Below are 25,416 nucleotides of genomic sequence, written 5' to 3' on the forward strand. Positions count from 1 at the left end.
TCCTGAACGGTTCACGGATAAAGTCTGACCCGGCTCCAGCCGCCGTCGCCGTCGCGGCTGAACAGCGCGCGGTCGTGCAGACGGTAGGGCATGTCGAGCCAGAACTCGATCGAGATGGGTACGATGCGGAAGCCCGTCCACCATGCCGGGCGCGGCGGCTCGACGCCCTCGAACTGCTTGTCCCGCTCAGCCACCGCCTGTTCGAGAGCGGCTCGGTTTGCAAGCGGCGTCGATTGCCTCGAGGCCCACGCCCCGATGCGGCTGAGCCGGGGCCGCGTCGCGTAGTAGGCGTCGGCCTCGGCGTCGTCGACCGTTTCGACGGTTCCACGCACCCGCACCTGCCGCCGCAGCGACTTCCAGTGGAACAGTCCAGCAGCCTTCGGCTGCGCTGCAAGCTCCACGCCCTTGGCGCTGCCTCGGTTGGTGTAGAAGACCAGTCCGCGCCTGTCGTACCCGTTCATCAGGACCATGCGGACGTCGGGCAGACCTTCCGAATCGACGGTCGCGAGCGCCATGGCGTTGGGGTCGTTCAGTTCGGAGGCGCGCGCCTCCTCGAGCCATTGCTCGAACACAGGGAAAGGGTCGTGGGCTTCGTGAAAGTCACCCGGCATTAACTGCTCCTGCCGTTCTCTGATCAGGCGATCAAGGAGTTTTTGAGTTGTGATGCGTAGCCTCGATCAGCATGCGCCGAGACGTGCTTCATCTACACGAGCGATGACCGGCCCGCGAGCGCGGCTCGTCCGCGCGGCGGCGGCTGCGTCTCTCGCGCTCGCGGCGTCCGGCTGCAGCGTGTCCTACCCGCTGTTCGGCGCCGACAAGGACGACATCAAGACCGGCAGCATCGATCCGCGTCCAGCCCCGGCCCATGCGGTCGTGGCCAAGCGCGACGAGATCGTCTCCACGCCGCTCGCGCCGCCGCCGGGCTCGGCTGCGCCGGCCGCTCAGCCCGGCGCCGCCACGCCCGCGGCCTATTCGCCGGACGCCAGGCAGGATACGGCCGCGCTCACCCCTTCCGACTGGGCCTATGCGCGCGGCGCGCTCAGCATCGCTATGGGGGCCGAGGCCACCAACGCCTCCGTCCCCTGGGCCAATCCAGATTCGGGAACCTATGGCTCGTTCAGCGCGGTCGCCGGCGCCACCAGCGAAAACGGCGCGACCTGCCGCGCCTTCGCGGCCACCCATAGCGCCGCCGGCCAGGAAAAGCGGCTCGAAGGCACCGCATGTCGGACCGCTGCGGGCTACTGGGAGGCGGTCGCCGTCCGCACCACCGCGAGCCGCACGCTGTGAGCTCAAGCGCTGTTGCATTCAGGCAACAGAAACCCACATTGAGGACGAACAGCGTCTCGCGCTAGATTGTGCGGGAAGCCCCTCGAACGAATGGAATTTCTGACGCGATGCGCGATCCCTATGACGTGCTCGGCGTGGCGCGTTCGGCGACCGCGGCCGACATCAAGAAGGCTTACCGGAAGCTCGCCAAGACCTGGCATCCCGACCAGAAGCCCGACGACCCCACGGCGAAGGAGCGCTTCGCCGAGATCGGCTCGGCCTACGAACTGCTGTCCGACGCGGACAAGCGCGGCCAGTTCGACCGCGGCGAGATCGACGGCGAGGGCAAGCCGCGCTTCCAGGGGTTCGCAGGTGGCGGGCAGGGCGGCCCTTGGGGCTCGGCCCAGGGGGCGGGCGGGCCGTGGGGCCAGCGCGGCCAGCGCTTCGAGTTCGACATGGGCGCCGGCGGCCCGTTCGGGGGCCGCGGCCGCGCTCCGGGCGGCGAAGACATCATGGACGAGATCCTCGGCGCGTTCGGCGGCCGCAGGCCGCGCCGCGGCGCCGGGCTCGGCGGCGAGCCCCCGCGCGGCGAGGACGTGCGCGTCGAGGTTCTTGCGCCGTTCCGCGACTGGGCGCGCGGCGCCAAGCAGCGTGTCCGGCTGCCGAACGGCAAGGAGCTCGACGTCGCGATTCCCGCCGGCATCGAGGACGGCAAGACCATCCGCCTCAAAGGGCAGGGCATGCCGAGCGGCTTCAACGGCGAACCGGGCGACGCGCTCGTCGTGGTGCATGTGAAGCCGGATCCCGCGTTTCGCGCCGAGGGCAAGGACGTGCGCGTCGAGGTGCCGATCACGCTTTACGAGGCGGTGCTGGGCGGCAAGGTTCGCGTGCCCACCCTCGACGGCGCGGTCGAGATGACCGTGCCCCCGGGCTCCGACGGCGCCCGCACGCTGCGCCTGCGCGGCAAGGGCGTCGCCGCCAAAGGCTCGCCCGGCGACCTGCTGGTCGAGCTCAGGATCGCCCTGCCGAAGGGCGGCGATCCGCGGCTTGCGGCCCTCGCCGAGACATTGAGGGACGACGCGCCCTACGATCCCCGGGCGTGATCGCCCTCGCGCGTTTCCGACGGAGCTCATTCGCCGCAGCGGCCGCGCGCGCCCCCATGGCGGCCGCGGCTGGCTTCTCTCGCGATTCTGTGTTCCAGCGGACGTCCGCTGCGCGCGGAAGCCGGGAGAATGGCGTCGGCCGTCTGCAAGTGAAACGCGCTGTGACTGAGGGTCTGGCCGCCCGGCTTGATGGCCAAAACGCCGTATGCCATAGGCAACGCCTTCCCCGCGTTGCGCACGCTTCAGAGGTTGTTTCATGACCGACGTCCAGGGCCTTATGGCCGGCAAGCGCGGCCTGGTGATGGGCGTCGCAAACAACCGGTCGATCGCCTGGGGCATCGCCAAGGCCGCCGCCTCCGCCGGCGCCAAGCTCGCCTTCACCTATCAGGGCGACGCGCTGAAGAAGCGCGTGGAGCCGCTGGCGGCCGAGCTTTCGGCCCATGTCGTCGGCCATTGCGACGTCACCGACCCCGCGACGATCGACGCGGTGTTCGAGAAGACCGCCGAGGCCCTTGGCGGGCTCGACTTCCTGGTCCACGCCGTCGCCTTCTCCGACAAGGACCAGCTCGACGGGCGCTATATCGAGACAACGGCCGAGAACTTCCACAAGACGATGTTCATCTCCTGCTACTCGCTGACGGCGGTCGCCCAGCGGGCCGAGAAGCTGATGACCAGCGGCGGGTCCATCCTGACGCTGACCTATTACGGCGCCGAGAAATGGATGCCGCACTACAACGTCATGGGGGTGGCGAAGGCCGCGCTCGAGGCCAGCGTCCGCTATCTCGCGGCCGATCTCGGGCCGGGCGCGATCCGCGTCAACGCGATCTCCGCCGGCCCGATCAAGACGCTGGCGGCCTCGGGGATCGGCGACTTCCGCTACATCCTGAAGTGGAACGAGTACAATGCGCCGCTGCGGCGGACGGTCTCGATCGAGGAAGTCGGCGATTCCGCGCTCTACCTGCTCTCCGACCTCGGGCGCGGCGTCACCGGCGAAGTCCACCACGTCGACGCCGGCTACCACATCGTCGGCATGAAGAACCCGGAAGCCCCGGACATCTCGGTGACCGGCTGAGGCTTTCCGCCGTTCATCGGCAATTCAGGCCGCGCCGGGCATAAACGCCTGCGAGCCGCCGTGGTCCTGGGAAAAATTATGCACATGCTTTGGGTTTTCCTGACATGGCCCGGCCAGCTGGTTCGGCTGGTCGCGCTGGTCGGCGGTTCGGGCACCTGGAGCGTGATGGGCTCGCCGCTCGGCGTGCTGATGAGCTCCACCGTGCTCTACATGCTCGGTTATCTGCTGTTCTTCAGTCCGGGCCCCTGATATCGACTGCGCTCGCATGACGAGCATCGCCCCGCCGCTTCCGCTTCTGTTCGTGCGCCATGGCGAGACGGACTGGAACGTTGACTCCAGGCTGCAGGGCCGGACCAACGTTCCCCTCAACGCCCGTGGTCGCGACCAGGCCGCAGCGGTCGGTCGCGCTCTGGCGGCGGCCTTCCCCGACATCGCGGACAGAGGCTTCGTCGCGAGCCCGCTGCTGCGGGCCCAGGACACCATGCGCCTGATGCGCGAGGCGATCGGCCTCGATCCGCAAGACTACGAGCTCGACCCGCGGCTCGCCGAGATGTCCTTCGGAACGTGGGAGGGCTCGACCTTCCGCGAGATCCGCGCGCGGCAGCCGCGCGAGATGCTGGCCCGCGACGCGGAGCGCTGGACCCATCGGCCTCCCGCCGGCGAGAGCTACGCCGACCTCACGCTGCGGGTGGAGGACGCGCTTCGGGCGCTCACCCGGCCGAGCGTGCTGGTGTCGCACGGCGGCGTGGCGCGGGCCGTCCTCGGACTGGTCGCCGGCGCCCCGCATCAGAAGCTGCCGGCGATGCACATCAAGCAGGGTCGAGCCATCCTGTTCGACCAGAGCGGCTGGCGCTGGATCTGACGGGCCGAAGCGCTCGTCAGATCCAGAAAGCGCGTCTCTCTCCTCAGGGCTTCCCGAACTTGCCGGCCGCGTGGGCGAGCATCGTGTAGACCTTGCCGGTCTCCGAGGTCAGGTAGGTCTGCGCCAGGGCGTCGTCGCGGCCTTGCGGGGCGACCTCGTCCAGAAGCCGCTCGAACTCCTCGATGTAACGATCGACGGTCGAACGGAATTCCGGCTCGCCGGCATATTTGCGACGGATTTCCTCGAACGTTTTCTGGCCCTGCAGCGTGTAGAGCCGCCGGGTGAAGACGTTGCGCTCGCCGCGCCGGTAGCGGTCCCAGAGATCGGCGACCGCCTGGTGATCGATCATCCGGGTGATGTCGACCGAGAGGCTGTCGAGCGACTCCATCGCCTGCGAGGTCGCGTCGACGCTCTCCGCGCCATGGCGACGCGGAGCGGTTTGTTCGTCCTCGCGGGATGCGCGGGCGAGCAGGCCCGAGATCCAGCTGCCGCCTTCCTCCTCGCTCGCAGGCGCCGCCGCCTGCGGCTCCTTGCGGGCAAGAGCGGGATTCGCCGCCGCGGGCTGAGGAGCCGGAGCTTTCGGCGCCGACGCAGGCGGAGTCGCGGCGCGCGCAGCCTGGGACTGAGCGGGCCGCGCGGCTGCGGGGGCCGCCGACGCAGGGCGCGACACGGGCGATGCGGCGGTCGCCGCGCGGACCGAGCGCTGTCCCGCCTCTGCAACGTCGAAGCTCGCTCCATGGCGCGAAGCGATTTCGCCAAGCGCCGTCAGCGCCTTGATCTGATCGGCGACCACACGCCGAAGCTCGGCGGCGTTCTCCTCGGCCTCCTTAGGCATTTCGAGCACGCCGCGGCGCAGCTGTTCGCGCGTTGCGTCAAGCTCCGACTGAATCGACGCAGTCATCGTCCGCATCTCGCGGGCGACTTCGCCGAAGCGGCCGCTCGCGTCTGTCAGCATCCGGCCGATTTCGCGGGAGGCTTCGTCGTTCGCGGCCTTCATCGAGGCCGCCGTCTTCTGCCGCTCGGCTTCGCTGGTCTGGCGCACCTTTTCGAACTCGGACGCGATCGACTGCGTCGTTGCGCCGACCTGCGCCGCCAGCCCTTCGGCGACCAGCCTTGCGCGTTGCTCGGACTTCGCGAGCGAGGCGTCGATGGAGGTCGTGAAGCCCTCGAGAGCGGCGCCGAGCTCCTGCGCCTTCTCGCCGAGGCCGGCCGCGAGCGAATCGAGGGCGGCGCGCCGCTCCTCGAGCGCGCCGGCGAGGCGGCCCTGAGTGCCGTCGAGCGACTCTGTGATCTTGCCGATCGCCTGCGTCTGGCCTTCCAGCTGGCGGGCGACGTCGCTCACGCGATCGAGGACGCTGGTCGAGACGTCGCGGAGCGATGCGACCTGGGTCCCGACGCGCTCGCCGGTCCGCGTCGTCGTCTCGGCGATGTCGGCCATGATCTCCTCGAAGGCCGTGACGCGGCCGGAGAGGTCGGTCTCCACCGCGCCGAGCTTGCGGCCCGCGCCGTCAAGCAGGCCCTGGAGCGCGGTGTTGGCGTCGGTGAGCTTGACCAGCGCTTCAGCGAGCTCGTTCGTCAGCGCGCCCTGCGTCTCCGTGAGGTCGGCCACGGCGCGGCGGCTCTCGCGGGAGATGGTGCGGGCGAGCACGGAGGTCGCTTCCGTCACGGCCTCCTGCAGCTTCTGGCTGGAGCCGTCGAGCTGTTCGACGGCCTTCGCCGTTTCAGCGCCCATCGTCTCGCCGAGGCGCTGCGATGTGAGCCGCAGCCGGTCGGCGACCTGGTTGAGGTTCGCGACGGTGGAGGCCCCGCGGGTCTCGAAGGTCGCGACAAGATCGCCGTTCAGCGAGTCGATCGCGTCGCGCAGCGAGTCGCCGCGCTGGCCGAGCATCTCGACCAGGGCGTTCGCCCGTTCGTCGAACTTGCCGACCACGCTGTCGCCGACGCTCGCGAGCTCCCGCGTCACCGCGCCGCCCTGGCGTCCGAGGCGCTCGAGCAGGCCCGAGCCGTTGCGGTCGATCGTCTCGGAGAGCTCGCCGATCCGGGCGTTGAGGGCGTCGGCCGTCTCGGCGGCGAGTTTCGCAAGCTCCGCCTCGACGCGGACCGAGGCTTCGGTGAGCGCCTGAGAGACGCCCTCGACCTTTCCGGACAAACGATCGGCGAGCCCGTCGCCGCGTTCCTCCAGCGACGTGCTGACGGAATCGAGGCGGCCGAGCACGGTCATCTCGAACCGCGCGATGCGGGTGTCGAGCGTGTCGGCGACTTCGATCGCCTTCGAGCCGAGCGTGCGGTTGATCGCCTCCGCCTTGCCGTCGAACGACGCGACGAGCTCGTCGGTGCGCGACGACAGGGTGGCGGCGAACTCCGCCGCCCGCTGGGCGAGCGCCGAGGCCACGCTGGTCGAACCCTCGCCGAGCGTGCGGGCGAGTTCGAGCGTGCGCTGGGCGAGCGTCTCGTTGAGGCTGCGGGTGCGCGAGCTCAGGCCGTCGTCGATCCGCGTGATGCGGTTTTCAAGCGAGAGCGCAAGGTCGCCCATGCGGGTCGACATCTGGTCGTCGAACGAGCCGAAGCGGCTTGCGAGCAGGCTGTCGAGGTCGGCCGCGCGGGTCGCGAATGTGTCGGCCCGCTCCGCGATCGCGCGCTCGAGATCGGCGGCCTTGGAGTCGAAGACCGCGACATGCGAGGCGACCGCTCTGGTGAGCTTGTCGGCGCTGTCGTCGAAGCCCTCGAAGCTCGCGGCGACCGCCGCTCCGACCGCGCCGGCGCGCTCGCCGAGCGCCTCGATGCGGGCGTCGAGCGCGCCATCAAGCGCGCCGATGCGGGTGGAGAAGGTCTCCAGCCGCGAGCCGAGCGCGTTGTCGAGCGACGAGACGCTGACGTCGAAGGCGCCGAGGCGCTCTCCAATGACGCGGTCGAGCGTCGCGATCTTGCCGTCGATCCGGCCGATATGCGCGCCGACGGTCTCGTCGATAGCGGTCACCTTGGTGTCGAGCGTCGCCACCCGTCCGGCGAAGGCGCCGTCGAGCCGGCTGATCTGGTCGTCGATCGCCGTCACCTTGTCGCCGAACGCGCCCATACGCGCGGCGATCGCCTCGCCGATCTGCTCGACCCGCTGATCGAGCGACTCGACATGACTGCGCGACGCTTCGTCGAACGCGCCGATGCGGCCGGCGATCTCCTGACCGATGCGCTCCGCGCGCTGGTCGAAGGCGCCGACATGCGACTGAGAGGCCTGCTCGAAGGCGGCGAGGCGAGCCGCGATCTCCTTGGCCGCGCGGGATGCGCTCTGCTCCAGCGCGCCGACATGGGCCTTGGAGGCTTCTTCGAAGGCGCCGACGCGAGCGGCGATCTCCTGACCGACCGTTTCGATGCGCTGGTCGAGAACACCGACATGAACGCGCGACGCTTCCTCGATCGAGCCGACACGGGCGGCGATCTCCTCGCCGACGCGGCCCAGCCGCTCGTCGAGGGTCTCGACATGGCCGCGGGCGGCGTCGTCGAAGGCGGCGAGCTTGCCGTCGAAGGCGCCGATGCGCTGGTCGAGAGCCGTGGCGACCCGGCCGCTTTCCGCCGCAAGCCGGCGTTGGGCCTGGCCGAGGCGTTCGGCGACGGCGTCGGCGAACTTGCCGCCTTCGGCGCCGAGGCGCTCGACAAGCGCCGGTCCGCGCTTGTCGAAGGCTTCGTCGAGCAGGGCGAGCTGGGTCGACAGCTGCTCGCTGAGCGCGCCGCCGCGGGAGGCGATCGCGTCGCTGAAGGCTTCGGCTGCGCCGGCGAGCGCTTCCCCGACCTTCTCGCCGCGGCGCGCGACCGACTGCTCGATCTCGCCGACGATACGGTCAAGCTGCTCGCGGATCGCCGCGACCCGGTTGTCCATCAGGCCGCCGAAGCTCGCGACCGAGCCTTCAAGCGTGGAGCGGGCGGCCGCGGCGCCTTCCTCGAGGCGCTCCGCGACATGGGAGGCCGCGTCGCCAAGCATGCGCTCGGCGCTGGTGATCTCGCCGGCCAGTCGATCGCCGAGCGTCGCGCCGGCGGCGTCGAAGCGCTTCTCGAACGCCTTGATGCGCTCGTCGAAGACGGCGCCCGAGCGTTCGTCCGCCTTGGCGAAGGCTGTCTCCGCCGCGATCGTGCGGTCGCCCAGCGCCGTGACGAGGCGGCTTTCGGCGGTCGCGATCCGCTCTTGCAGGTCGCCGCCCCGCACCACGATCGCGTCGTGAATGCGTTCTGCGGTGTCGGCGAGCGTGACGGTGAGCTGGCCGCCGCGGTCGGCGATGATCTCGGCGACGGAGGCGCCCGTCGAGGAAAGCCGCTGCTCGAACTCCCTGAGCCGGTCCTCGACGCTGGCGTTGATGCGGCCGGTGGCGGCGTCGAGTGCGGACTCGGCGGCGACCGCGCGGGCGTCGATCGTCTCGCCGAGCCTGTCGCCGCTCGATTTCAGGCGGTCTTCGAGGTCGCCGCCGCGGACGACCACGACGTCGTGGATGCGTTCGGCGACGTCGCCCAGCGTGTTCAGCAGGATGGCGCTGCGCTCCGACAGGACGTCGGCGATGGTGACGCCGGCCGTCTCGATCTGGTCGCGGGCTTCCGTCGCGCGGCCGTCGATCGCCGCCACAATGCGGGCGCCAACCTCGTCGAACACCTGCTCGACCTTCTCGCCGCGTCCGACGATCGCTTCGTGGACGCGGTCGCTGGCCAGCGTGATCCGGGTCGCGACGTCCTCGCCGCGCTCTTCCAGCAGGCCGGCGATGCGGTCGCCGTTCTCGCCGAAGCGGCGCTCGAGTTCGGCGCCGTGGACCACGATCGCCTCGTGCATCCGCGCGCTCGCCTCGGCCAGCCGGTCGGACAGATCGCCGCTACGCGTCGCGACCTCGTCCACCAGCCGTCCGCCGGTCTCGTCGATCCGCTGCGCGAGTTCGCCGCCGCGCGCCGAAAACGTCTCGGCGGACCGGTCGGCCGCCGCCTTCAGCGTCTCGGTCACTTCGGCCGTGCGGGCTGCCAGCGCTGTCTCGATGTCGGAGCCGATCACGCGGAGCGTCGCGGTCGCGCTGTCGGTGTTGTCGGTGATCGCGCGGACCACGATGTCCGCCCGGTCCACGAAGGTCTCGGAAAGCCGCGAGCCGGTCTGCTCGAGCCCCTCGGTGAACAGCGCGCCGCGCGAGGCGAAATCGCCCGTCACGCGCGACGCTGTGGAGGCGAAGCGCTCGATGGCGTCGTCGCCGCGCGCGCCGAAATCCTCGGTGACGGAGGCTGCAGTCTCCGAAAGGGTCTCGGCGAGCTCGCGCGAGCGTTCGGCGATCGCTTCCACCAGCTCCCGTGCGCGGCTCTCGATCGAGCCATGGAACTGCGCGCCGGCTTCCGACAGCGCTTCCGCCATCTCCTGCGAACGGATCGCGAGCGTGTCGAGAATTTCCCGCGAGCGCTCTCCCAGGCCGCGATGGAAGTCCGCGCCCGCGGCGTCGAGGGCGGCCGTGACCTCGCCGGCGCGGCCGGAGAACGAGTCGGTGAGGTGCGAACCCGTGCGGTCGAGATGTGCGGTGATGGTCTCGGAGCGCTCGGCCAGACGGTCTGCGATCTCGGCGCTGACCCGGCCAAGCTCGGAGACAACGGCGTCGCCGCGCGCGCCAAGCGCATCGGCGGCCTCCGCGCTGGTGCGGGCGATGCGGTCGTCAAAGTCGGCGCCGGTCGCGGCCATGCGGTCGGCGAGCAGCGTGGCCCGCTCCTCCAGAGACCGGATGATCTCTTCGCTTGAGGTCGCGAGCGCGTTGCGCGCCACGTCCGAGCGCGCCGCCAGCGCATCGGCCAGCTTACGGCCGGTCTCGTCGATGTCGCGGGCGACGTCGGCGCCGCTGGAGGCCAGCCGCTCGATCATCTCCACGCCGCGGCCGCCGATGGCGGCGAGCATGTTCTCGCCGGCCCTCTGGATGGCTTGCGCGATCTCACCGCTCTTCTCGTTGAGCTCGTTCGCCACGCGTTCGCCGGCCTCCGTGACGTTGGAGCCGAGCAGGGTGGCGGCGGCGTTGAGGTCGCGCGCCAGCAGGTCGTGGGCGCCGGCGATGGTTTCGCGCAGACGGTCGGCGTTGCCGTCGATCGCCTCGCGCTGCGCCTGGATCTCGCCGATCAGGGTGCGGACGCGAACCTCGTTGTCGTGGAAGGAGCGCTCGAGAGAAGACACCTCGCCGCGGACCATCGACTCCAGGTCGCCGGCGCGGGCGACCGCGCGCTCGACGCCGTCGCCCATCGCGGCGACCTCGCGCCGCACCGCTTGACCAAGCGAGGCGACAGCCTCCGAAGAAGTCGTGTCGGGCTCGGCCAGCCGCAGCGCGACTTCGGTCATGGAGCGCGCGACGAGACGCATCTCCTGCGAGCGCCAGGACATCATGGCGAGCAGGTAGAAAAACACGATCGGAGCCGCGACGCCGAGGAATACGGCGGCGAGCTGGGCCTGCACGGCGCGGTCGGCGAAATCGATGTCGCCGCGGCCGACGCCCATCACGCCGAACAGATAGACCGCGCCGAGCGCCGCCCACGCCAGCGAGGCGACGGTGGCGAGGACGAAGGGCGCGCGGGAGGGTTTGCGCTGGAGGGCGTAGACAATGTGGGCGAAGGAGCGGGCGTCGTCGTTGGCGGGGGCGCGGCGACCGGAGCGGTCGATGGCCGCGCTCCGATCGGGACCTGCGGGAATGGTCAGCGCAGGTTCGGGCGGCCTGTTCGCAGCCGCTGGCGTCGCGTCAATTCCGGGGGCGGACCTGGCCGGCTCGACCGTGGCGTCCGCTTTCGGAGCCACCAGGTTGAGCGCTTCTTCGATCGCGGAAAGAGCGGCTTCCGCCGGATCCCTAGCTTGATTGACGTTAGCCATTGTCACTCGCCTCGCGTCCGTACGCTTTACCAACCGGTCGCTGCAGAGAGTCCCATCCGCCATCTCGCGCCGCGAACACCGGCGTTAGATCATTGTGCAGACAGGCGAAATCCCCCTGACGATCGTCCGGAAACCCTGGCTTGCGACACATCGCGCCCCGGGATTTTCACTCCGCGGGGCGATGCTATCGGCTGGGCCGCCTCTAGAGAACCGTGGAATCCGCCGATTAGCAAACGTCGTTAACGGCTTGTTCACCATCTTCGTCGCGACGGGCCGAATGTCGGGCGCTCTTGGTCGCGCGGCGTCCCGAAGCGGGACGAGGCCTGTGGACGGCGGACGGGCAGCAGGGAACGCGCGTCAGGCGACGCCGAGCTTCTTCTGCAGGCTGGTCGAAGACGTCGTGTACTGGAACACGACTCGCCGCTCCGGATCGATGCGCCGGGCGGCCGCCTGCGCCATCAGCGCCGCTTCGTGGAAGCCGGATAGGATCAGCTTCAGCTTTCCCGGATAGGTGTTGATGTCGCCGATCGCGAAGATCCCGGGCGTCGTGGTCTCGAACTTCTCGGTGTCGACCGGCACGAGATTTTCGTGAAGCGCGAGGCCCCAGTCCGCGATCGGGCCGAGCTTCATGGTGAGACCGAAGAACGGCAGCAGGGCGTCCGTCGCGATCTCATGAGTCGAGCCGTCGTCGCGCTTGACCTTCACCGCCTCCAGCACGCCGTTTTCGCCGATCAGTTCCGTGACCTGCCCGATCGCAAGGTCGACGACGTCTGCTTCCACCAGCGCCCGCATCTTGTTGACGCTGGCGGGCGCCGCCCGGAAAGCGTCGCGGCGGTGGATCAGCGTCACGCGCGCCGCGACCTGAGCCAGGTTGATGGTCCAGTCCAGCGCGGAATCACCGCCGCCGAGGATCGTGACGCGCTGTGCGCGGAACGCCTCCATCTTGCGGACCGCATAATGAACGGACTTGCCGTCGAACGCCTCCACGCCGGGGATCGGCGGCCGCTTGGGCTGGAAGGAGCCGCCGCCCGCGGCTATCACGACGACCTTGGTCTCGAACGTCTCGCCGCCGTCGGTCTTCAGCCTGAAACGACCGTCCGGCAGATGATCGAGGCTCGTGATCATCTCGGAGAAGTGGAAGGTCGGCTGGAACGGCCTGATCTGCTCCATCAGGTTGTCGGTGAGCTGCTGTCCCGTCACGACGGGAAGCGCCGGAATGTCATAGATTGGTTTTTCCGGGTAGAGCTCGGCGCACTGACCGCCCGGCCGGTCGAGAATGTCGACGACATGGGCGCGTATATCGAGCAGGCCCAGCTCGAAAACCGCGAACAAGCCGACAGGGCCGGCCCCCACGATGACGACGTCGGCGCTGATGTGCTCGGTCATGGCGTCCTGATGCATGGGCGCCGTCGGCCGCCTCGGGACGCGCCGGCGCAGGCGGCCTGAACCGCCTGTCTAGTCCATCGTCGACGGGGTGAGAAGCGTCAGGCCGATCAGCGAACGGTCCAGGCGCGGGCAGGCTTCAGCCCTGGCGCTCGGGGGTCGTGACGGTAAGCCCGTCGAGTTCGGGCGTCACCCTGATCTGGCAGGAAAGGCGGCTGTTGGCGCGGACGTCGAAGGCGAAGTCCAGCATGTCCTCCTCCATAGGCTGGGGGGGGCCGACCTTCTCCAGCCAGTCTTCGGCGACATAGACATGACAGGTGGCGCAGGAGCAGGCCCCGCCGCAGTCGGCGTCGATGCCGGGGATATCATTGCGGATGGCCGCCTCCATCACGCTCGAACCGGCGGCGGCCTCGACCGTGCGCGCTTCGCCGGACTGGTCGATGAAGGTGATGTTCGCCATGAGCGCCGCCGGGTTCGTAAGGGACGTGCGCGCATCGAGCGGCGCGGTCCGACGCCGGCTGTTTAGAGCGTTTCTGATGGACGCGCCAGAATAGGGCGCGCCGGCAAACCTATTCGGGCGAACCCGGGATCAGCTGTCGAGACCGAACCGGAGTTCGATCGCGGAGGTGACTTCGGCGATCGATTCTGCGAGCTCGGCCAAAGCGCGCCCGGTCGGCTCGCCGGACTTGGCGGCGCGCTCGAGCTCGTCGGCCGCGAAAGCGACGCGGTTGGCGCCGACGCCGCGGGCCGACCCCTTGAGCGTGTGCGCTACGTCGGCGCGCTCGGCCGGGTTGGTCAGGGCTTCGAACCGGAAGAGGAGGATGCGGGCCTGGCGCCGGAAGAGCTCCAGGACTTCGTGCTCGAGGGCGCGATCGCCCATCGTCTGGCGGTTGAGGTGGACCACGTCGATCGCCGAGGCGAAGGACGTGCTCGCACGTTGTTCGTATTGTTCCATGATGCTCGACATGATGACTTCACGCTCCGATCCCGCTTCAGTTACGCTGCGGGACGCCTCTTCGTTACTGCTGCGCCCTGTTGTCGAAACTGGGGCGCAAATGGTTCAACATTCGCCACGGTTATTTTCTTCGGCTTTACCGTGGCTATTAGGCCACGCTTGCCAGAATGAAGGCCTCGCGTTGAACTCCCGCGGAACGGTCGGTTCATCGGGCGTTCATTGCATCGCACAATGACCGTGGGCTCAGATCGGTTACCGAGCGATGAAGAAACAGGGTTGAGAAAGCCCTGATCACCCCCCACCTCGGTCGGGACGCGGCGCGCTTCAGCTTCGCCGACCACCGGGAGCCGCATGCGCCGCTTGATCCTCTTCCGCCACGCGAAAGCCGATCTGCCGACAGGCGAGATCGACGACCATGATCGCGCGCTGGTGCCCAGAGGCAGGCGTGCGGCGGGGCCGATGGGCGCCTGGCTCGCAGGCCGCGGCTTCCGGCCCGATCTCGTGCTTTGCTCGACCGCCCTGCGGGCGCGCGCGACATGGGAGATCGCCGGTAAGGCGTTCTCGCCGGCTCCCAAGGAGCAGTTCGAGCAGGGCATTTATGGAGCTTCCCCCGGCACGCTCCTAGATCTCGCGAAGCGCGCGCCGACAACTGTTCAGACGTTGATGATCGTGGGCCACAATCCGGGTCTCGAACAATTCGTCAAACTACTTGCGACGAAAGGCGATCCGGAGGCGCGGCGCGCGATCCGCGAGAAGTTTCCGACCGCCGCCATCGCTGTGCTCGACTTCCCGGCGGACGACTGGGCGAGCCTGGCGCCGGGGGCGGGCAGGCTGGACCGTTTCGCGACGCCGCGGGCGCTCGGGATCGTCGATCCATGAACTTCGAAGGGCTGCTCGAAGAGGCACGGATCGTCGCGCGAAGCCTCGCGGACGCGGCGGCCAGCACGCTCGACCCGACGATCCGCCTTGGCGTCACCGGCCTTTCGCGCGCCGGCAAGACGGTGTTCCTTACGGCTCTCGTCCAGGCTCTCGTTCATGGCGGCAGGTTGCCCGCCTTTCGCGCGTACGCGCAGGGACGGATCGCCGGGGCGCGGCTCGCCCCTCAGCCGGACGACGCGGTCCCGCGCTTCGAGGTGGAGACGCATCTGCGGGCGCTGACCGGGCCTGACCGGACGTGGCCGGAATCGACGCGCCGCATCTCGGAACTGCGGGTCGTCGTCGATTTCGAGAGCCGGGGCTTCTTCAGCGGCACGCGCCCCGGACGAAGGCTGACCCTCGACATCGTCGACTATCCCGGCGAATGGCTGCTCGACCTCGCCCTGCTCGGACAGGATTTCCGCACATGGTCGGCGCGCACCATCCTGTCGAGCGATGGGCCGACGCGGACGCCGCTTGCGGGGCCGTGGCGGGCGCATCTCGCGACGATCGATCCGCTTGCCGCGGAGGACGAAAGCGTCGCGCGCGAGGCCGCCGCGCGCTTCACAGCCTATCTCCGCGCCGGCCGCGCCGACCGGGTCGCGCTGTCGACCCTGCCGCCCGGTCGTTTCCTGATGCCGGGCGACCTCGAGGGCAGCCCCGCGCTCACCTTCGCGCCGCTCGAGATCCCGGCGGAAGGCGACGCGCCCTCAGGCTCGATGTGGTCCATGATGGAGCGGCGTTACGAGGCCTATCGCTCGCATATCGTCCGTCCGTTCTTCCGCGACCACTTCGCCCGTCTCGACCGTCAGGTCGTGCTGGTGGACGCGCTGGCTGCGCTGAACGCCGGGCCGGAAGCGGTCGCCGATCTCGAAGCGGCGCTGACCGACGTGCTCTCCGCGTTCCGCCACGGCCAGAACTCCTGGCTGTCGAGCCTGTTCCGCCCGCGGGTCGACCGTCTGCTGTTCGCGGCGACGAAGGCCGATCATCTCCACCACACCAGTCATGACCGGCTCGAGGCGATCCTGCGCCGGCTGGTCGGGCGCGCGATCGAGAAGGCCGAGTTCAGCGGGGCGGCGGTCGACGTCGTCGCGCTCGCCGCGGTCCGCGCGACCCGTGAAGGGACCGTCCGCCAGGGACGCGAAGAGCTCCCCGTCATCATCGGCGTGCCGGAGCGCGGCGAAGGTTCGGGCGGACAGAGCTTCGACGGCGACGAGGAGATCGCCGTGTTCCCCGGCGACCTGCCGGCAGATCCGGAGATCGCGCTGCGCAGCGGAGGCTATCGCGGACGCGCCGTCAGCGAGGCGGACGGCGACCTCCGCTTCGTCAAGTTCCGCCCGCCGCTGTTGAGCGCCACCGACCGGCCCGCGACGCTGCCGCATATCCGGCTCGACCGCACGCTCGAATTCCTGATCGGCGACGCGCTGACATGACGGCTCGGCCATGACCACAGAAACGCCCCGCAGGCCGGCGGCCTTCCGGCTTAACGACCCATCGGTGACCCTCGCCGGAAGCGACGAGACAGTGACGGCGTCCCGCGGCGGCGTGGTGCTGACGCCGCAGCCGGACGCCTTCGAGGACGTGCTCGATCCCGCGACCGTCCCCGTGAAGCCGCGTCGGAAGCGCTTGTCGCTCGGCGGCCTGTTCTGGAGCGCGCTGGGCGGTCTGGGAAGCTTGGCTGTCGGACTCTGGGCCACCCGGGTCGTCGAGGATCTGTTCGCGCGCTCCGATTGGCTGGGGTGGGTCGCGCTCGGGCTCGCAGGCGTCGCGGCGCTGGCGGCGCTCGCGATCGTCGGCCGCGAATCGCTTGCGCTGATGCGGTTGAACAAGATCGAGGATCTGAGAACCGCAGCCGCCGAGGCGCACCGCGCCGATGATGACGTCGAGGCGCGCAAGGTGATCGCGGACGTCGTCGCGATCTACGCCGCCCGGCCCGAGACGGCCCGCGCACGGGCGGCCGTCGCGAGCCACAAGGACGAGATCATTGACGGCTCCGACCGGCTGCGGATCGTCGAGCGCGAACTGATGGAGCCGCTCGACCTCGAGGCGCGGCGGGCGATCGCGGCCGCCTCCAAGCGCGTGTCGGTGGTGACCGCCGTCTCGCCGCGCGCGCTGGTCGACCTCGCGATCGTGCTGGTCGAGGCGATGCGCCTGATCCGCCGCATCGGCGCGATCTATGGCGGCAGGCCGGGGACGCTCGGCTTCCTCAAGCTCGCAAAACATGTCGGCGCGCATCTCGCCGTCACCGGCGGCATGGGCGTCGGCGACGGTCTCCTTGAGCAGGCCCTCGGCCACGGTCTGGCGGCCAAGATTTCGGCGCGGCTGGGGGAGGGCGTGCTGAACGGGATTTTGACGGCGCGCGTCGGCCTCGCTGCGATGGCCGTCTGCCGCCCGATGCCGTTCGTCGAGCGCCGGCCGCCGACCGTGCGGGAGGTCGCCGGGAACCTGTTCGAGAGCGCGCCCAAACCCCGACCCGCGGGCAAAAAAAGACCGCCGACGCGGGACTGCATCCGCGCCGGCGGTTGACTGAGTCTTGCAGGTGACGCGGGCGCGGTTGGGCGTCCACGTTCTGGCGGAAGATACGGGCCATCAGCCGGGTCGGATTTCAAGCCCGAACTTCGGTCCGAGACGATTTTTCCTATAAGACGTCTAACTTTAGTCGATCTTCCGGGCGCCGCCGCCGGCCCCGTGGACCTTCGGGGCGGGGACCGTCGTCATCCCACCTGGCCGCGGTGCCGCAGCACGTGGTCGGCGAGGACGATCGCCATCATCGCCTCGCCCACCGGCACGGCGCGGATGCCGACGCAGGGGTCGTGCCGGCCCTTGGTGGAGACGTCGACTTCGGCGCCCGTCTGGTCGACGGAGCGGCGCGGCGTCAAGATCGACGAGGTCGGCTTCACCGCGAATCGCGCGACGATCGGCTGTCCGGTCGAGATGCCGCCGAGAACTCCGCCGGCCTTGTTCGAAAGGAACACCGGCCGGCCGTCGTTTCCGGCGCGCATCTCGTCGGCGTTCTGCTCGCCGGTGAGGCGCGCGACCTCCATGCCGGCGCCGATTTCGACGCCTTTCACCGCATTGATGCTCATGAAGGCGCAGGCGAGGTCCGCGTCGAGCTTGCCGTAGATCGGCGCGCCGAGCCCGGCGGGCGCGCCTTCCGCGACGATCTCGATCATGGCGCCGACCGATGAGCCCGACTTCCGGATCCCGTCGAGATAACCTTCCATCTTCTTCGCCGCGACGGGATCGGGGCAGAAGAACGGGTTGTTGTCGATCTCGCTCCAGTCCCAGCGCGTCCGGTCGATCTCGATCTCGCCCATCGCGACCAGCGCTCCCCGGATCGCGACCCGTGGGGCGACGAGCCGCGCGATTGCGCCGGCTGCGACCCGGCTCGCAGTCTCGCGGGCGGAGGAGCGGCCGCCGCCGCGGTGGTCGCGAACGCCGTATTTGACGTCGTAGGTGTAGTCGGCGTGACCGGGCCGGTAGCTCGTCGCGATGTTCGAATAGTCCTTCGAGCGCTGGTCGACGTTGCGGATCAGCAGCGCGATCGGCGTTCCGGTCGTCGTCAGCGTCCCGTCCTCGGCCTCGATCACGCCCGAGAGGATCTCGACCTCGTCAGGCTCCTTGCGCTGGGTGGTGAAGCGCGACTGGCCGGGACGGCGCTTGTCCAGCGCAGCCTGCACGTCCTCGCGGCGGAAGGTGAGCCGCGGCGGGCAGCCGTCGACGACCGCGCCGATGGCGGGGCCGTGGCTCTCGCCGAAGGTGGTGACGCGGAAGAGGTGGCCGAAGCTGTTGTGGGACATGGTCCGGAGCCTATGCCACGGCCTATCCCCGCCGAAAAGCCGGCCTTTGCGGAACTCTCGGGATTGCGTAGGAATTGCGGGCTAATCTCTCGGTCCCGCCGCGATTCCCTCAAGGCCCGAAAATGTCGACGCCTCTAGAAAGCATCGCCGCCGGCGAGACGCCTTACGTGTTCTTCGATCTGGAGACGACGGGGCTGACGCCGAAGCGCGACCGCATCATCGAGATCGCCGCGCTGCGCTTCGACCGCACCAGCGGCGAGATCGAAACCTTCCAGACGCTGGTGAAGCCCGACCGGCCGATCCCGGCCTTCGTACGGGCGATGACCGGGCTCGACGACGCCGCCTTCGCCGAGGCGCCCGAGCCCAAGGACGCGCTCGACCGTTTCTTCGCCTTCGTCGGCGACGACCCGCTGGTCGCCTACAACATCGGCTTCGATCACGCCTTCCTGGTCGCTGAAGCCGAGCGTGAGGGCCTGTCGGCGCCTCCGACCACGGTCTGCGCCATGCGCTTCGCCCAGTCGCGCATCAAGGACGTCCCGAACCATCGGCTCGAGACGGTCGCCAAGGCCCTCGATTGCCCGCGCCCTCGCGCCCGCCGGGCGATGGAGGATTGCCTGACGGGTTTGACGGTGTTCGAAAAGACCCTGGAGCTCTGAGGGCGCTGGTCGCTTCGAAAGCGGCGGACGGCCCTCATGGAGCGCGGGCCTAGGCGCGCCTCATTTTCTCAATGTTCAAGTTCGGTCGCCGCCTGCTGCGTCTTCACGGCGGCCACCGGCTGGCCGCAGGTTGGGTCGAGGCGTGGGCCGAGCCATGCGAGCGACGGGCCGAGCTCGCGCTTCCAAAGCGCCCATTCGTGACGGCCGTCGACAATCCGCAGCGTGCTGTCGACGCCGCGGCGGAGCAGCGCGAGATGGAGCGCCGTCGTCCCCTGAATGATGCCGCCGAGGTCCTTGTCGCCCGCGTCAAGATAGACGGCGGGCTTCGGCGCGCCGCCGAGGCCAAGCTGCGGCACGCGCGGAAACAGGTTCCAGGCGTTGAAGCGCGAGGCCTTGAACGGCGCGCCGAACGCCTTGTCGTAGAAGTTCATCGCGCGCTTCAACCGCGACGTCATCTGCGGATGGATCGGCGTCAGGATGCTTCCCGACAGGCTGATCGCCGAACCGAACTCGCGCGGATGGTCGAAGGCGTAGAGCAGGGCGCCGTAGCCGCCCATCGACAGCCCAGCGACCGCGCGCCCTTGCCGGCAATCCGCAGTCGGCAGCTTCGCGTCGATCGCGTCGACGAGATCGCGGGTGAGCGCGGTGGCCATCATGCCCTCGCCGGTCGCATCCGGATTGTTGACGTACCAACTGTTCCCCGCGATCGGCATCACCACGACGGTCGGCGGCATCTGATGGGCCGCGATCGCCTTGTCCATCGTTGCGGCGAGACCGCCCGCGTCCAGCCAGTCGGCCTCGCCGGGCCCGCCGCCGTGCAGCAGATAGAGCACCGGCCAGCGCTCGCCGGGCGGCGGCGTTTCGGCGGGCAGATAGAGGCTGTACTTGATCGGGCGTCCGAGTGCGTGGCTCGGCGCGGTCAGGTTGCGCTGCACAATGCCGCCGTCCCGCGCCGAAGCCGCTGGGGACAACACTGCGGCGCAGAAGGCGGCCGCGCCGGCGGCTAGAGAAAGGCGGACGAACGACATGATGCGACGCTCGCGACTGGCGGTTCGGAGCGGCTGGGCCGGCGGCGAGGCCGTCGTCGGAGAAGCCTGAGCGAAGTCTAACGCTGCGACGCAGCGGACGTCACGCGTGAAAACGTCACGGCATGATCAGAGATTGTTCGCCCCCGCGTCGGCGCGGCCTCTCGGCGACCTGCTGCTCGCATGTCGGATCGAGTTTCGGGCCGAGCCATCGCAGCGCGTCTGCGAACTGGGCGCGCCAGGTCTCCCAATCATGACCGCCGGGTCCGACGCGCAGCGTGCTGTCGGCGCCGGCGCGGAGCAGCTCGATGTGAAGCCGGGTCGTCGCCTGCAGCAGGCCGCCGCGGTCGCGGTCGCCGACCGCAAGGTAGAAGTCCGGCTTCGGGCCGCCGCCCGTCTTCAGCGTCGGGAGCCGGGTGAACAGGTTCCACGCGTTGAAGCGCTCGCGCGAGATCGGACGCCCGAAGGCGCCATCGTAGAATGGGTTGGCGCGCTTCAGGCGCTCCGGGTCGTTCGCCTCGATCGGCGGGGCGATCGCTCCGGAGAAGCTCGCGGCGGCGACGAACTCGTCGGCGCGGTCCATGCCGAACAGAAGGGCGCCGTAACCGCCCATCGAGAGGCCGCCGACCACGCGGCCCGTGCGGCAGGCCGCTGTCGGGTAGCGGGCGTCCACCGCTGCGATGAGGTCGCGGGTGAGCGCGGTCCGGACCATGCCCGCGCCGCCTGGATCGGGATTGTCGACGTACCAGCTGAACGGCGCCTGCGGCATGACGATCAGCGAGGGCGGAATCACGCCCTCTTCGACAGCGCGATCGACGACCTCGTAGACCGAGCCCATATCGAGCCAGCCGTCGTCCGCCGGCCGGCCTTCCAGCAGGTAGATCACCGGCCAGCGCTCGCCGTCGCGCGGCTCCATCAACGGCCGGTAGACGTTGAACGTCATCCGCCGGTTCAGCGCCTCGCTATAGGCCGTCTGCCCGCGCTCGACGACGCCGACCTGCGCTGACGCAGGGGCCGCCGCGAGAAAAGCGGCGACGAGCAGGGCGGCGCAAAGACGTGCTGACGGCATGGGCGATCGTTGAGCTGGTTTGATCGACCGACAATAGCGCGATCGCAGCGCCGCGAAGACCGGCGACGGTCAGGATGTCGTGAAGGAGCTGGTGCGGACGGCGGGACTCGAACCCGCATGCCTTGCGGCGCAAGATTTTAAGTCTCGTGCGTCTACCGGTTTCGCCACGTCCGCCCGGACCGGTCGTATGGCATGAAAGCGGCGCGTTCGAACAGGCCGGGCTTCGCTAGCCGCGCGGCAGGTCGCGCAGCATCGCCTCGACCGCGGCGGTCGCCGCCGCCAGGCCTGCGGGGTCGCGGGAGCGCAGCACGATGTTGGTGTTGAAGCCGGTCTCGTCGACATAAGGGTAGCTGCCGATCGCGACGCCGGGGTGGGCCTTCTGGACGGCGGCGAGCGGCAGCGCGATGTCGCCTTCCTTGGCGTCAGCCCGGATGGACGCGCTCTCGATCCTCACCCCCTGGCGGAGAGTCGGGCCGACGACGTCCATCATCGCCTGCATGATCGACGGCACACCGGCCATCACCATGACGTTGCCGATCCGAAAGCCCGGCGCCTTCGAGACCCGGTTCGCGATCAGGTCGGCGCCGAAGGGGATGCGCGCCATGCGCAGGCGGCCTTCGTTCAGATCCGCCGGGTTCGCAAACCGCTCCCGCAGCATGGCGACGGCGCGCGGATCGTGGTCGATGCCGACGCCGAACGCCCGCGCGATCGCGTCGGCGGTGATGTCGTCATGGGTCGGGCCGATTCCGCCCGTGGTGAAGACATAGGTGAAGCGGGCGCGGAGGGCGTTCACCGCCTCGACGATGGCGTCCTCGTCGTCGGGCACGACGCGGACCTCACGGAGGTCGACGCCGATATTGGTGAGATAGGACGCGATGTAGCCGCTGTTGGCGTCCCGGGTGCGTCCCGACAACACCTCGTCGCCGATGACGAGGACGGCTGCGGTGACGGCTTCGGTTTCGGCGGGCATCAGGCGACCTCGTGTGCGGCCGCGACGCTAGAACATCACGGGGCGCAGCGGAACAGGCTCCGGCGGAGCCCGAGCCTCCCAAAAGGAAGGGCGCGAACCTTGCGGCCGCGCCCTTCGCTCGGAAGTTCAGACCAGCTCAGCCGCGGTCGGCGGAGCGCCGTTCGCCCAGCGGGCGGCCTTCGCGACGCTTGCCGGAGGGCTTGTTCTGCATGAACGGCATCCCGCCGAGCTCGCCGTCGGCGCGGCTGCCGTCAGCGCGGCGGCCGTCCGGACGGTGCCGGCCTTCGCCGCCGCCGTTCGGGCGCGCGCCGCGGCCCTGCTGGGGCCGTCCGCCGCCGCCGTTCGGGCGCTGCTGGCCCTGGGGCCGGCCGCCGCCGCGGTTGTTCTGCTTCTGCGAAGCTGCGCCGTCGCCTTCCGGCTCGCGCATGCCGGCCTCGGAGCGCCGGTCGGTCGAGGGAATGGACTGCTTGATCAGCCGCTCGATGTCGCGGAGGTAGGCGCGCTCGTCATTGGCGACGAGCGAGATCGCGAGGCCCGCCGCGCCTGCGCGCGCCGTGCGGCCGATGCGGTGGACATAGGATTCCGCCACATTCGGCACGTCGTGGTTCACGACGTGGCTCACCCCGTCGACGTCGATGCCGCGGGCGGCGATGTCGGTCGCGACCAGGATCTTGATGTGTCCGGTGCGGAAGGAGCCCAACGCCCGCTCGCGCTGCGCCTGGCTTTTGTTGCCGTGGATCGCAGCCGACTGGATGCCGGCCTCGTCGAGCTGGCGGACGACCTTGTCGGCGCCGTGCTTGGTGCGCGTGAACACCAGCGCGCGGCTGACGTCTGCAGAGCGCAGGATCTCGGTCAGCACGGCCTTCTTGCCGGACTGCTCGACGAAGATCACGCTCTGCTCGACGCGGTCGGCGGTCTTGGCGACCGGGGTCACGGCGACCGTCTCCGGGTTCGTCAGGATCGTGTCGGCGAGCTCCTTGATCGTCTTCGGCATGGTGGCCGAGAAGAACAGGGTCTGGCGACGCGCCGGCAGCATCGGGACGACGCGGCGGATGGCGTGGATGAAGCCGAGATCGAGCATCTGGTCGGCCTCGTCGAGGACGAAGTGCTCGACCTGGTCGAGGCGCAGCATCTTGCCGTCGACATGGTCGAGCAGGCGGCCCGGCGTCGCGACCAGGATGTCGACGCCGTTCGCGAGCTTGCGGACCTGCGGGCCGGCGGCGACGCCGCCGAACACCACGGCGATCGAGAGCCGGACGTTCTTGGAGTAGGAGCGGAAGCTCTCGGCGATCTGGCTGGCGAGCTCGCGGGTGGGGGAGAGCACGAGCACGCGGCAGCCGCGACGGGGGGCCATGCGCGGGTTCTTGAGGAGCTGCTCGATGATCGGGAGCGCGAAGGCGGCGGTCTTGCCGGTGCCGGTCTGCGCGATGCCCATCAGATCCTTGCCGGCGAGCACGATCGGAATCGCCTGCGCCTGGATCGGGGTGGGGGTCTCGTAGCCGTCGGTCGCGAGCGCCTTGAGGATGGGCTCGGAGAGGCCGAGGTCTGTGAATTTGGTCAAGTGTGGAGTCTTTCGGGTGCAGCCATGCGGTCGCGCTCAAGCCACAAAAGGGCGCGCGACGACGGCGGGTGCGTTAAGACGCGCCCCGCGTGATCTGGGCTGTCGATGGTGGTTCGTGGGCGTCCGGGCAGGTCCGGCTCTAGCCGGCGTCACGCGGCCTGGACGCGAGGGTCGCTTGGGAGCGATGGCCAGTATGTGCAGGTGCGAAGAGGAAAAGTCAAGTCCAATCTGTAGTTAGGGGCGCCGATTGGACGCCAGCGCCGCGATATGCGCGATCAGCCCCCTGGTCGAGCCGTCGAGCGCCTCGGTCCCGGCGTCGCCCTTCACCACCGGAATGAGCCGCGACGCGAGTTCCTTGCCGAGCTCGACGCCCCATTGGTCGAAGGAGTTGATTCCCCAGATCACGCCTTGAATGAACACCTTGTGCTCGTAGAGCGCGATCAGCCGGCCGAGCGTCCGCGGATCGAGCGTGCGGTAGACGATAGCGCAGGTCGGGCGGTCGCCGGGGAAGGTCTTGTGCGGGCTCAGCGCATCCGCCTCTCCGGCGCTCTTTCCGGCCTTGATCAACTGCTCGGCGGCCTCCGCCGTGGTGCGGCCCCTCATGAAGGCCTCGCCCTGCGCAAGCGCGTTCGCGAGCAGCACGGCGTGCTGGTCGCCGACATGCTCGTGCGGGACGGCGGCCATCAGGATGTCCGCCGGCACGATGTCCGCGCCCTGGTGGAGCAACTGGTAGAAGGCGTGCTGGCCATTGGTGCCGGGCTCGCCCCAGACGATCGGGCCGGTCTTCATCGAGACCGGCTGGCCGCTCCGCGTCACGCTCTTGCCGTTCGACTCCATGTCGAGCTGCTGGAGATAGGCCGCGAAGCGCGACAGCCGCTGGTCGTAGGGCAGCACGGCGTGGGTGTCGTAGCCCCAGACGTTGCGATGCCAGATGCCGATGAGCCCCATCAGGGCGGGTATGTTGGTCTCGAGCGGCGCCGTGCGGAAGTGCTCGTCGATTTCGTGGCCGCCGTCGAGGAAGGACTGGAAGGCGTCGGGGCCGATCAAGATGGTCAGCGACAGTCCGACGACCGACCAGATCGAGTAGCGGCCGCCGACCCAGTCCCAGAAGCGGAACATGCGGTCCTCGCTCATGCCGAAGGCCTCGACCGCCTCGACATTGGTGGAGATCGCCGCGAAGTGGGCGCCGACGGCCTCCTCGCCGAGAGCCCCCACCAGCCATTGGCGCGCCGCGTGGGCGTTCGACATGGTCTCGAGCGTGGTGAAGGTCTTCGAGGCGACCAGCACCAGCGTGCGCGCCGGATCGAGCGGGCGCAGCACGTCGGTCACGTGCGCGCCGTCGACGTTCGAGACGAAATGGCCGGTCAACCCGTCCTGAGCATAGGGGCTCATCGCGATCGCGGCCATCGCCGGGCCGAGGTCCGAGCCGCCGATCCCGATGTTGACGATGTCGGTGAACTTTTCGCCGGTCGCGCCGAGAAGCGCGCCGGAGCGGACCGCTTCCGCGAAGTCCGCCGCTTTGGCCCGTTCGGCGAGCACGTCCGGCATCACGTCGCGGCCGTCGACGAGGATCCTCGCGCCCGCCGGCGCGCGCAGCGCGGTGTGCAGGACCGCACGGTCTTCTGTGGTGTTGATCTTTTCGCCCGCGAACATCGCGTCGCGCCGTCCCTCGACGTCGCAGGTTCGGGCGAGGGCGACGAGCAACGCGACGGTCTCGGCTGTCACGCGGGTCTTGGAGTAGTCGAACAGCAGGTCGTCGAGCGTCACCGAGAAGCGCTCGAACCGGCGGGAGTCGTCGGCGAAGAGCCGCCGCATCGAGACGCCCTCGATCGCGGCGCGATGCGCGGATAGCCGGTCGAGCAGGGCGTCGCGGGCGGCGGTCATTCAGGTCTCCGAACTATGACGAGAACCTTGTCATGGTCCGGCTTG

20 protein-coding genes and 1 tRNA gene are annotated in these 25,416 nt (G+C 69.5%); 9 read left to right on the forward strand and 12 right to left on the reverse strand.

Annotated features, from left to right (window positions below):
* Positions 1-11: 11 nt before the first annotated feature.
* The gene (gene pdxH, locus PKE75_RS09015) at positions 12-611 is read right to left on the reverse strand and encodes a pyridoxamine 5'-phosphate oxidase (RefSeq protein ID WP_271168376.1); all 600 of its coding nucleotides are present in this window, start codon (positions 609-611) and stop codon (positions 12-14) included.
* 103 nt (positions 612-714) lie between these two features.
* Between pdxH and PKE75_RS09020 the strand changes: the two genes are divergently transcribed.
* The 5 genes from PKE75_RS09020 to PKE75_RS09040 all read left to right on the forward strand — a co-directional run bounded on the left by PKE75_RS09020 (position 715) and on the right by PKE75_RS09040 (position 4,303).
* Positions 715-1,287 carry an RT0821/Lpp0805 family surface protein gene (locus PKE75_RS09020; protein WP_271168377.1) on the forward strand — a complete coding sequence of 191 codons (573 nt, stop codon included), beginning with the start codon at positions 715-717 and terminating at the stop codon, positions 1,285-1,287.
* Positions 1,288-1,394: 107 nt separating this feature from the next.
* Positions 1,395-2,369 (forward strand): DnaJ C-terminal domain-containing protein, encoded by a 975-nt coding sequence (locus PKE75_RS09025; RefSeq protein WP_271168378.1) that lies wholly within the window; start codon positions 1,395-1,397, stop codon positions 2,367-2,369.
* A 256-nt stretch (positions 2,370-2,625) separates the two neighbouring features.
* Entirely contained in the window at positions 2,626-3,441 is an 816-nt protein-coding gene (fabI, locus tag PKE75_RS09030) for an enoyl-ACP reductase FabI (RefSeq protein ID WP_271168379.1), read from the forward strand.
* An 84-nt stretch (positions 3,442-3,525) separates the two neighbouring features.
* Positions 3,526-3,690, forward strand: a complete 165-nt coding sequence (locus tag PKE75_RS09035; protein ID WP_271168380.1) for a hypothetical protein — start codon at positions 3,526-3,528, stop codon at positions 3,688-3,690.
* 16 nt (positions 3,691-3,706) lie between these two features.
* A complete protein-coding gene (locus PKE75_RS09040; RefSeq protein ID WP_271168381.1) occupies positions 3,707-4,303 on the forward strand; it encodes a histidine phosphatase family protein in 597 nt (198 codons plus the stop codon).
* A 43-nt stretch (positions 4,304-4,346) separates the two neighbouring features.
* On the opposite strand, the gene PKE75_RS09045 is transcribed toward PKE75_RS09040, so the two are convergent.
* The 4 genes from PKE75_RS09045 to PKE75_RS09060 all read right to left on the reverse strand — a co-directional run bounded on the left by PKE75_RS09045 (position 4,347) and on the right by PKE75_RS09060 (position 13,503).
* On the reverse strand, positions 4,347-11,153 hold the full coding sequence (locus PKE75_RS09045; protein ID WP_271168382.1) for an apolipoprotein A-IV repeat region-like domain-containing protein: 6,807 nt from the start codon (positions 11,151-11,153) through the stop codon (positions 4,347-4,349).
* A gap of 357 nt (positions 11,154-11,510) precedes the next feature.
* On the reverse strand, positions 11,511-12,539 hold the full coding sequence (locus PKE75_RS09050; protein WP_271168542.1) for an NAD(P)/FAD-dependent oxidoreductase: 1,029 nt from the start codon (positions 12,537-12,539) through the stop codon (positions 11,511-11,513).
* 136 nt (positions 12,540-12,675) lie between these two features.
* Positions 12,676-12,996, reverse strand: coding sequence for a 2Fe-2S iron-sulfur cluster-binding protein (locus tag PKE75_RS09055; protein ID WP_271168383.1), 321 nt, complete (start codon positions 12,994-12,996; stop codon positions 12,676-12,678).
* A gap of 129 nt (positions 12,997-13,125) precedes the next feature.
* Positions 13,126-13,503, reverse strand: coding sequence for an Hpt domain-containing protein (locus tag PKE75_RS09060; protein ID WP_271168384.1), 378 nt, complete (start codon positions 13,501-13,503; stop codon positions 13,126-13,128).
* 339 nt (positions 13,504-13,842) lie between these two features.
* On the opposite strand from PKE75_RS09060, the gene PKE75_RS09065 reads away from it, so the two are divergent.
* The 3 genes from PKE75_RS09065 to PKE75_RS09075 are packed head-to-tail and all read left to right on the forward strand — an operon-like array spanning position 13,843 to position 16,932.
* Positions 13,843-14,370, forward strand: a complete 528-nt coding sequence (locus PKE75_RS09065) for a SixA phosphatase family protein (protein ID WP_271168385.1) — start codon at positions 13,843-13,845, stop codon at positions 14,368-14,370.
* A complete protein-coding gene (locus PKE75_RS09070) occupies positions 14,367-15,839 on the forward strand; it encodes a YcjX family GTP-binding protein (protein ID WP_271168386.1) in 1,473 nt (490 codons plus the stop codon). The genes PKE75_RS09065 and PKE75_RS09070 overlap by 4 nt, the downstream gene beginning before the upstream one ends.
* A gap of 10 nt (positions 15,840-15,849) precedes the next feature.
* Entirely contained in the window at positions 15,850-16,932 is a 1,083-nt protein-coding gene (locus PKE75_RS09075) for a YcjF family protein (protein WP_271168387.1), read from the forward strand.
* Positions 16,933-17,120: 188 nt separating this feature from the next.
* On the opposite strand, the gene aroC is transcribed toward PKE75_RS09075, so the two are convergent.
* Positions 17,121-18,206 (reverse strand): chorismate synthase, encoded by a 1,086-nt coding sequence (aroC, locus tag PKE75_RS09080; protein WP_271168388.1) that lies wholly within the window; start codon positions 18,204-18,206, stop codon positions 17,121-17,123.
* Between the two features lie 122 nt (positions 18,207-18,328).
* Between aroC and PKE75_RS09085 the strand changes: the two genes are divergently transcribed.
* Positions 18,329-18,862, forward strand: coding sequence for a 3'-5' exonuclease (locus PKE75_RS09085; RefSeq protein ID WP_271168389.1), 534 nt, complete (start codon positions 18,329-18,331; stop codon positions 18,860-18,862).
* Positions 18,863-18,930: 68 nt separating this feature from the next.
* On the opposite strand, the gene PKE75_RS09090 is transcribed toward PKE75_RS09085, so the two are convergent.
* From PKE75_RS09090 to pgi, 6 genes are all read right to left on the reverse strand, one after another.
* On the reverse strand, positions 18,931-19,890 hold the full coding sequence (locus PKE75_RS09090) for an alpha/beta hydrolase (protein WP_271168390.1): 960 nt from the start codon (positions 19,888-19,890) through the stop codon (positions 18,931-18,933).
* Positions 19,891-20,005: 115 nt separating this feature from the next.
* Positions 20,006-20,956 (reverse strand): alpha/beta hydrolase, encoded by a 951-nt coding sequence (locus PKE75_RS09095; protein WP_271168391.1) that lies wholly within the window; start codon positions 20,954-20,956, stop codon positions 20,006-20,008.
* A gap of 89 nt (positions 20,957-21,045) precedes the next feature.
* Positions 21,046-21,130 (reverse strand) — tRNA-Leu (locus PKE75_RS09100).
* Positions 21,131-21,182: 52 nt separating this feature from the next.
* Complete coding sequence (locus PKE75_RS09105) at positions 21,183-21,926, reverse strand: competence/damage-inducible protein A (protein ID WP_271168392.1); 744 nt, start codon at positions 21,924-21,926, stop codon at positions 21,183-21,185.
* A gap of 136 nt (positions 21,927-22,062) precedes the next feature.
* A complete protein-coding gene (locus PKE75_RS09110) occupies positions 22,063-23,487 on the reverse strand; it encodes a DEAD/DEAH box helicase (protein WP_271168393.1) in 1,425 nt (474 codons plus the stop codon).
* 234 nt (positions 23,488-23,721) lie between these two features.
* Positions 23,722-25,371, reverse strand: coding sequence for a glucose-6-phosphate isomerase (pgi, locus tag PKE75_RS09115; RefSeq protein ID WP_271168394.1), 1,650 nt, complete (start codon positions 25,369-25,371; stop codon positions 23,722-23,724).
* Positions 25,372-25,416 lie beyond the last annotated feature (45 nt).

This window comes from Hansschlegelia plantiphila (assembly GCF_027922265.1).
Taxonomy (GTDB): Bacteria; Pseudomonadota; Alphaproteobacteria; order Rhizobiales; family Methylopilaceae; genus Methylopila; species Methylopila plantiphila.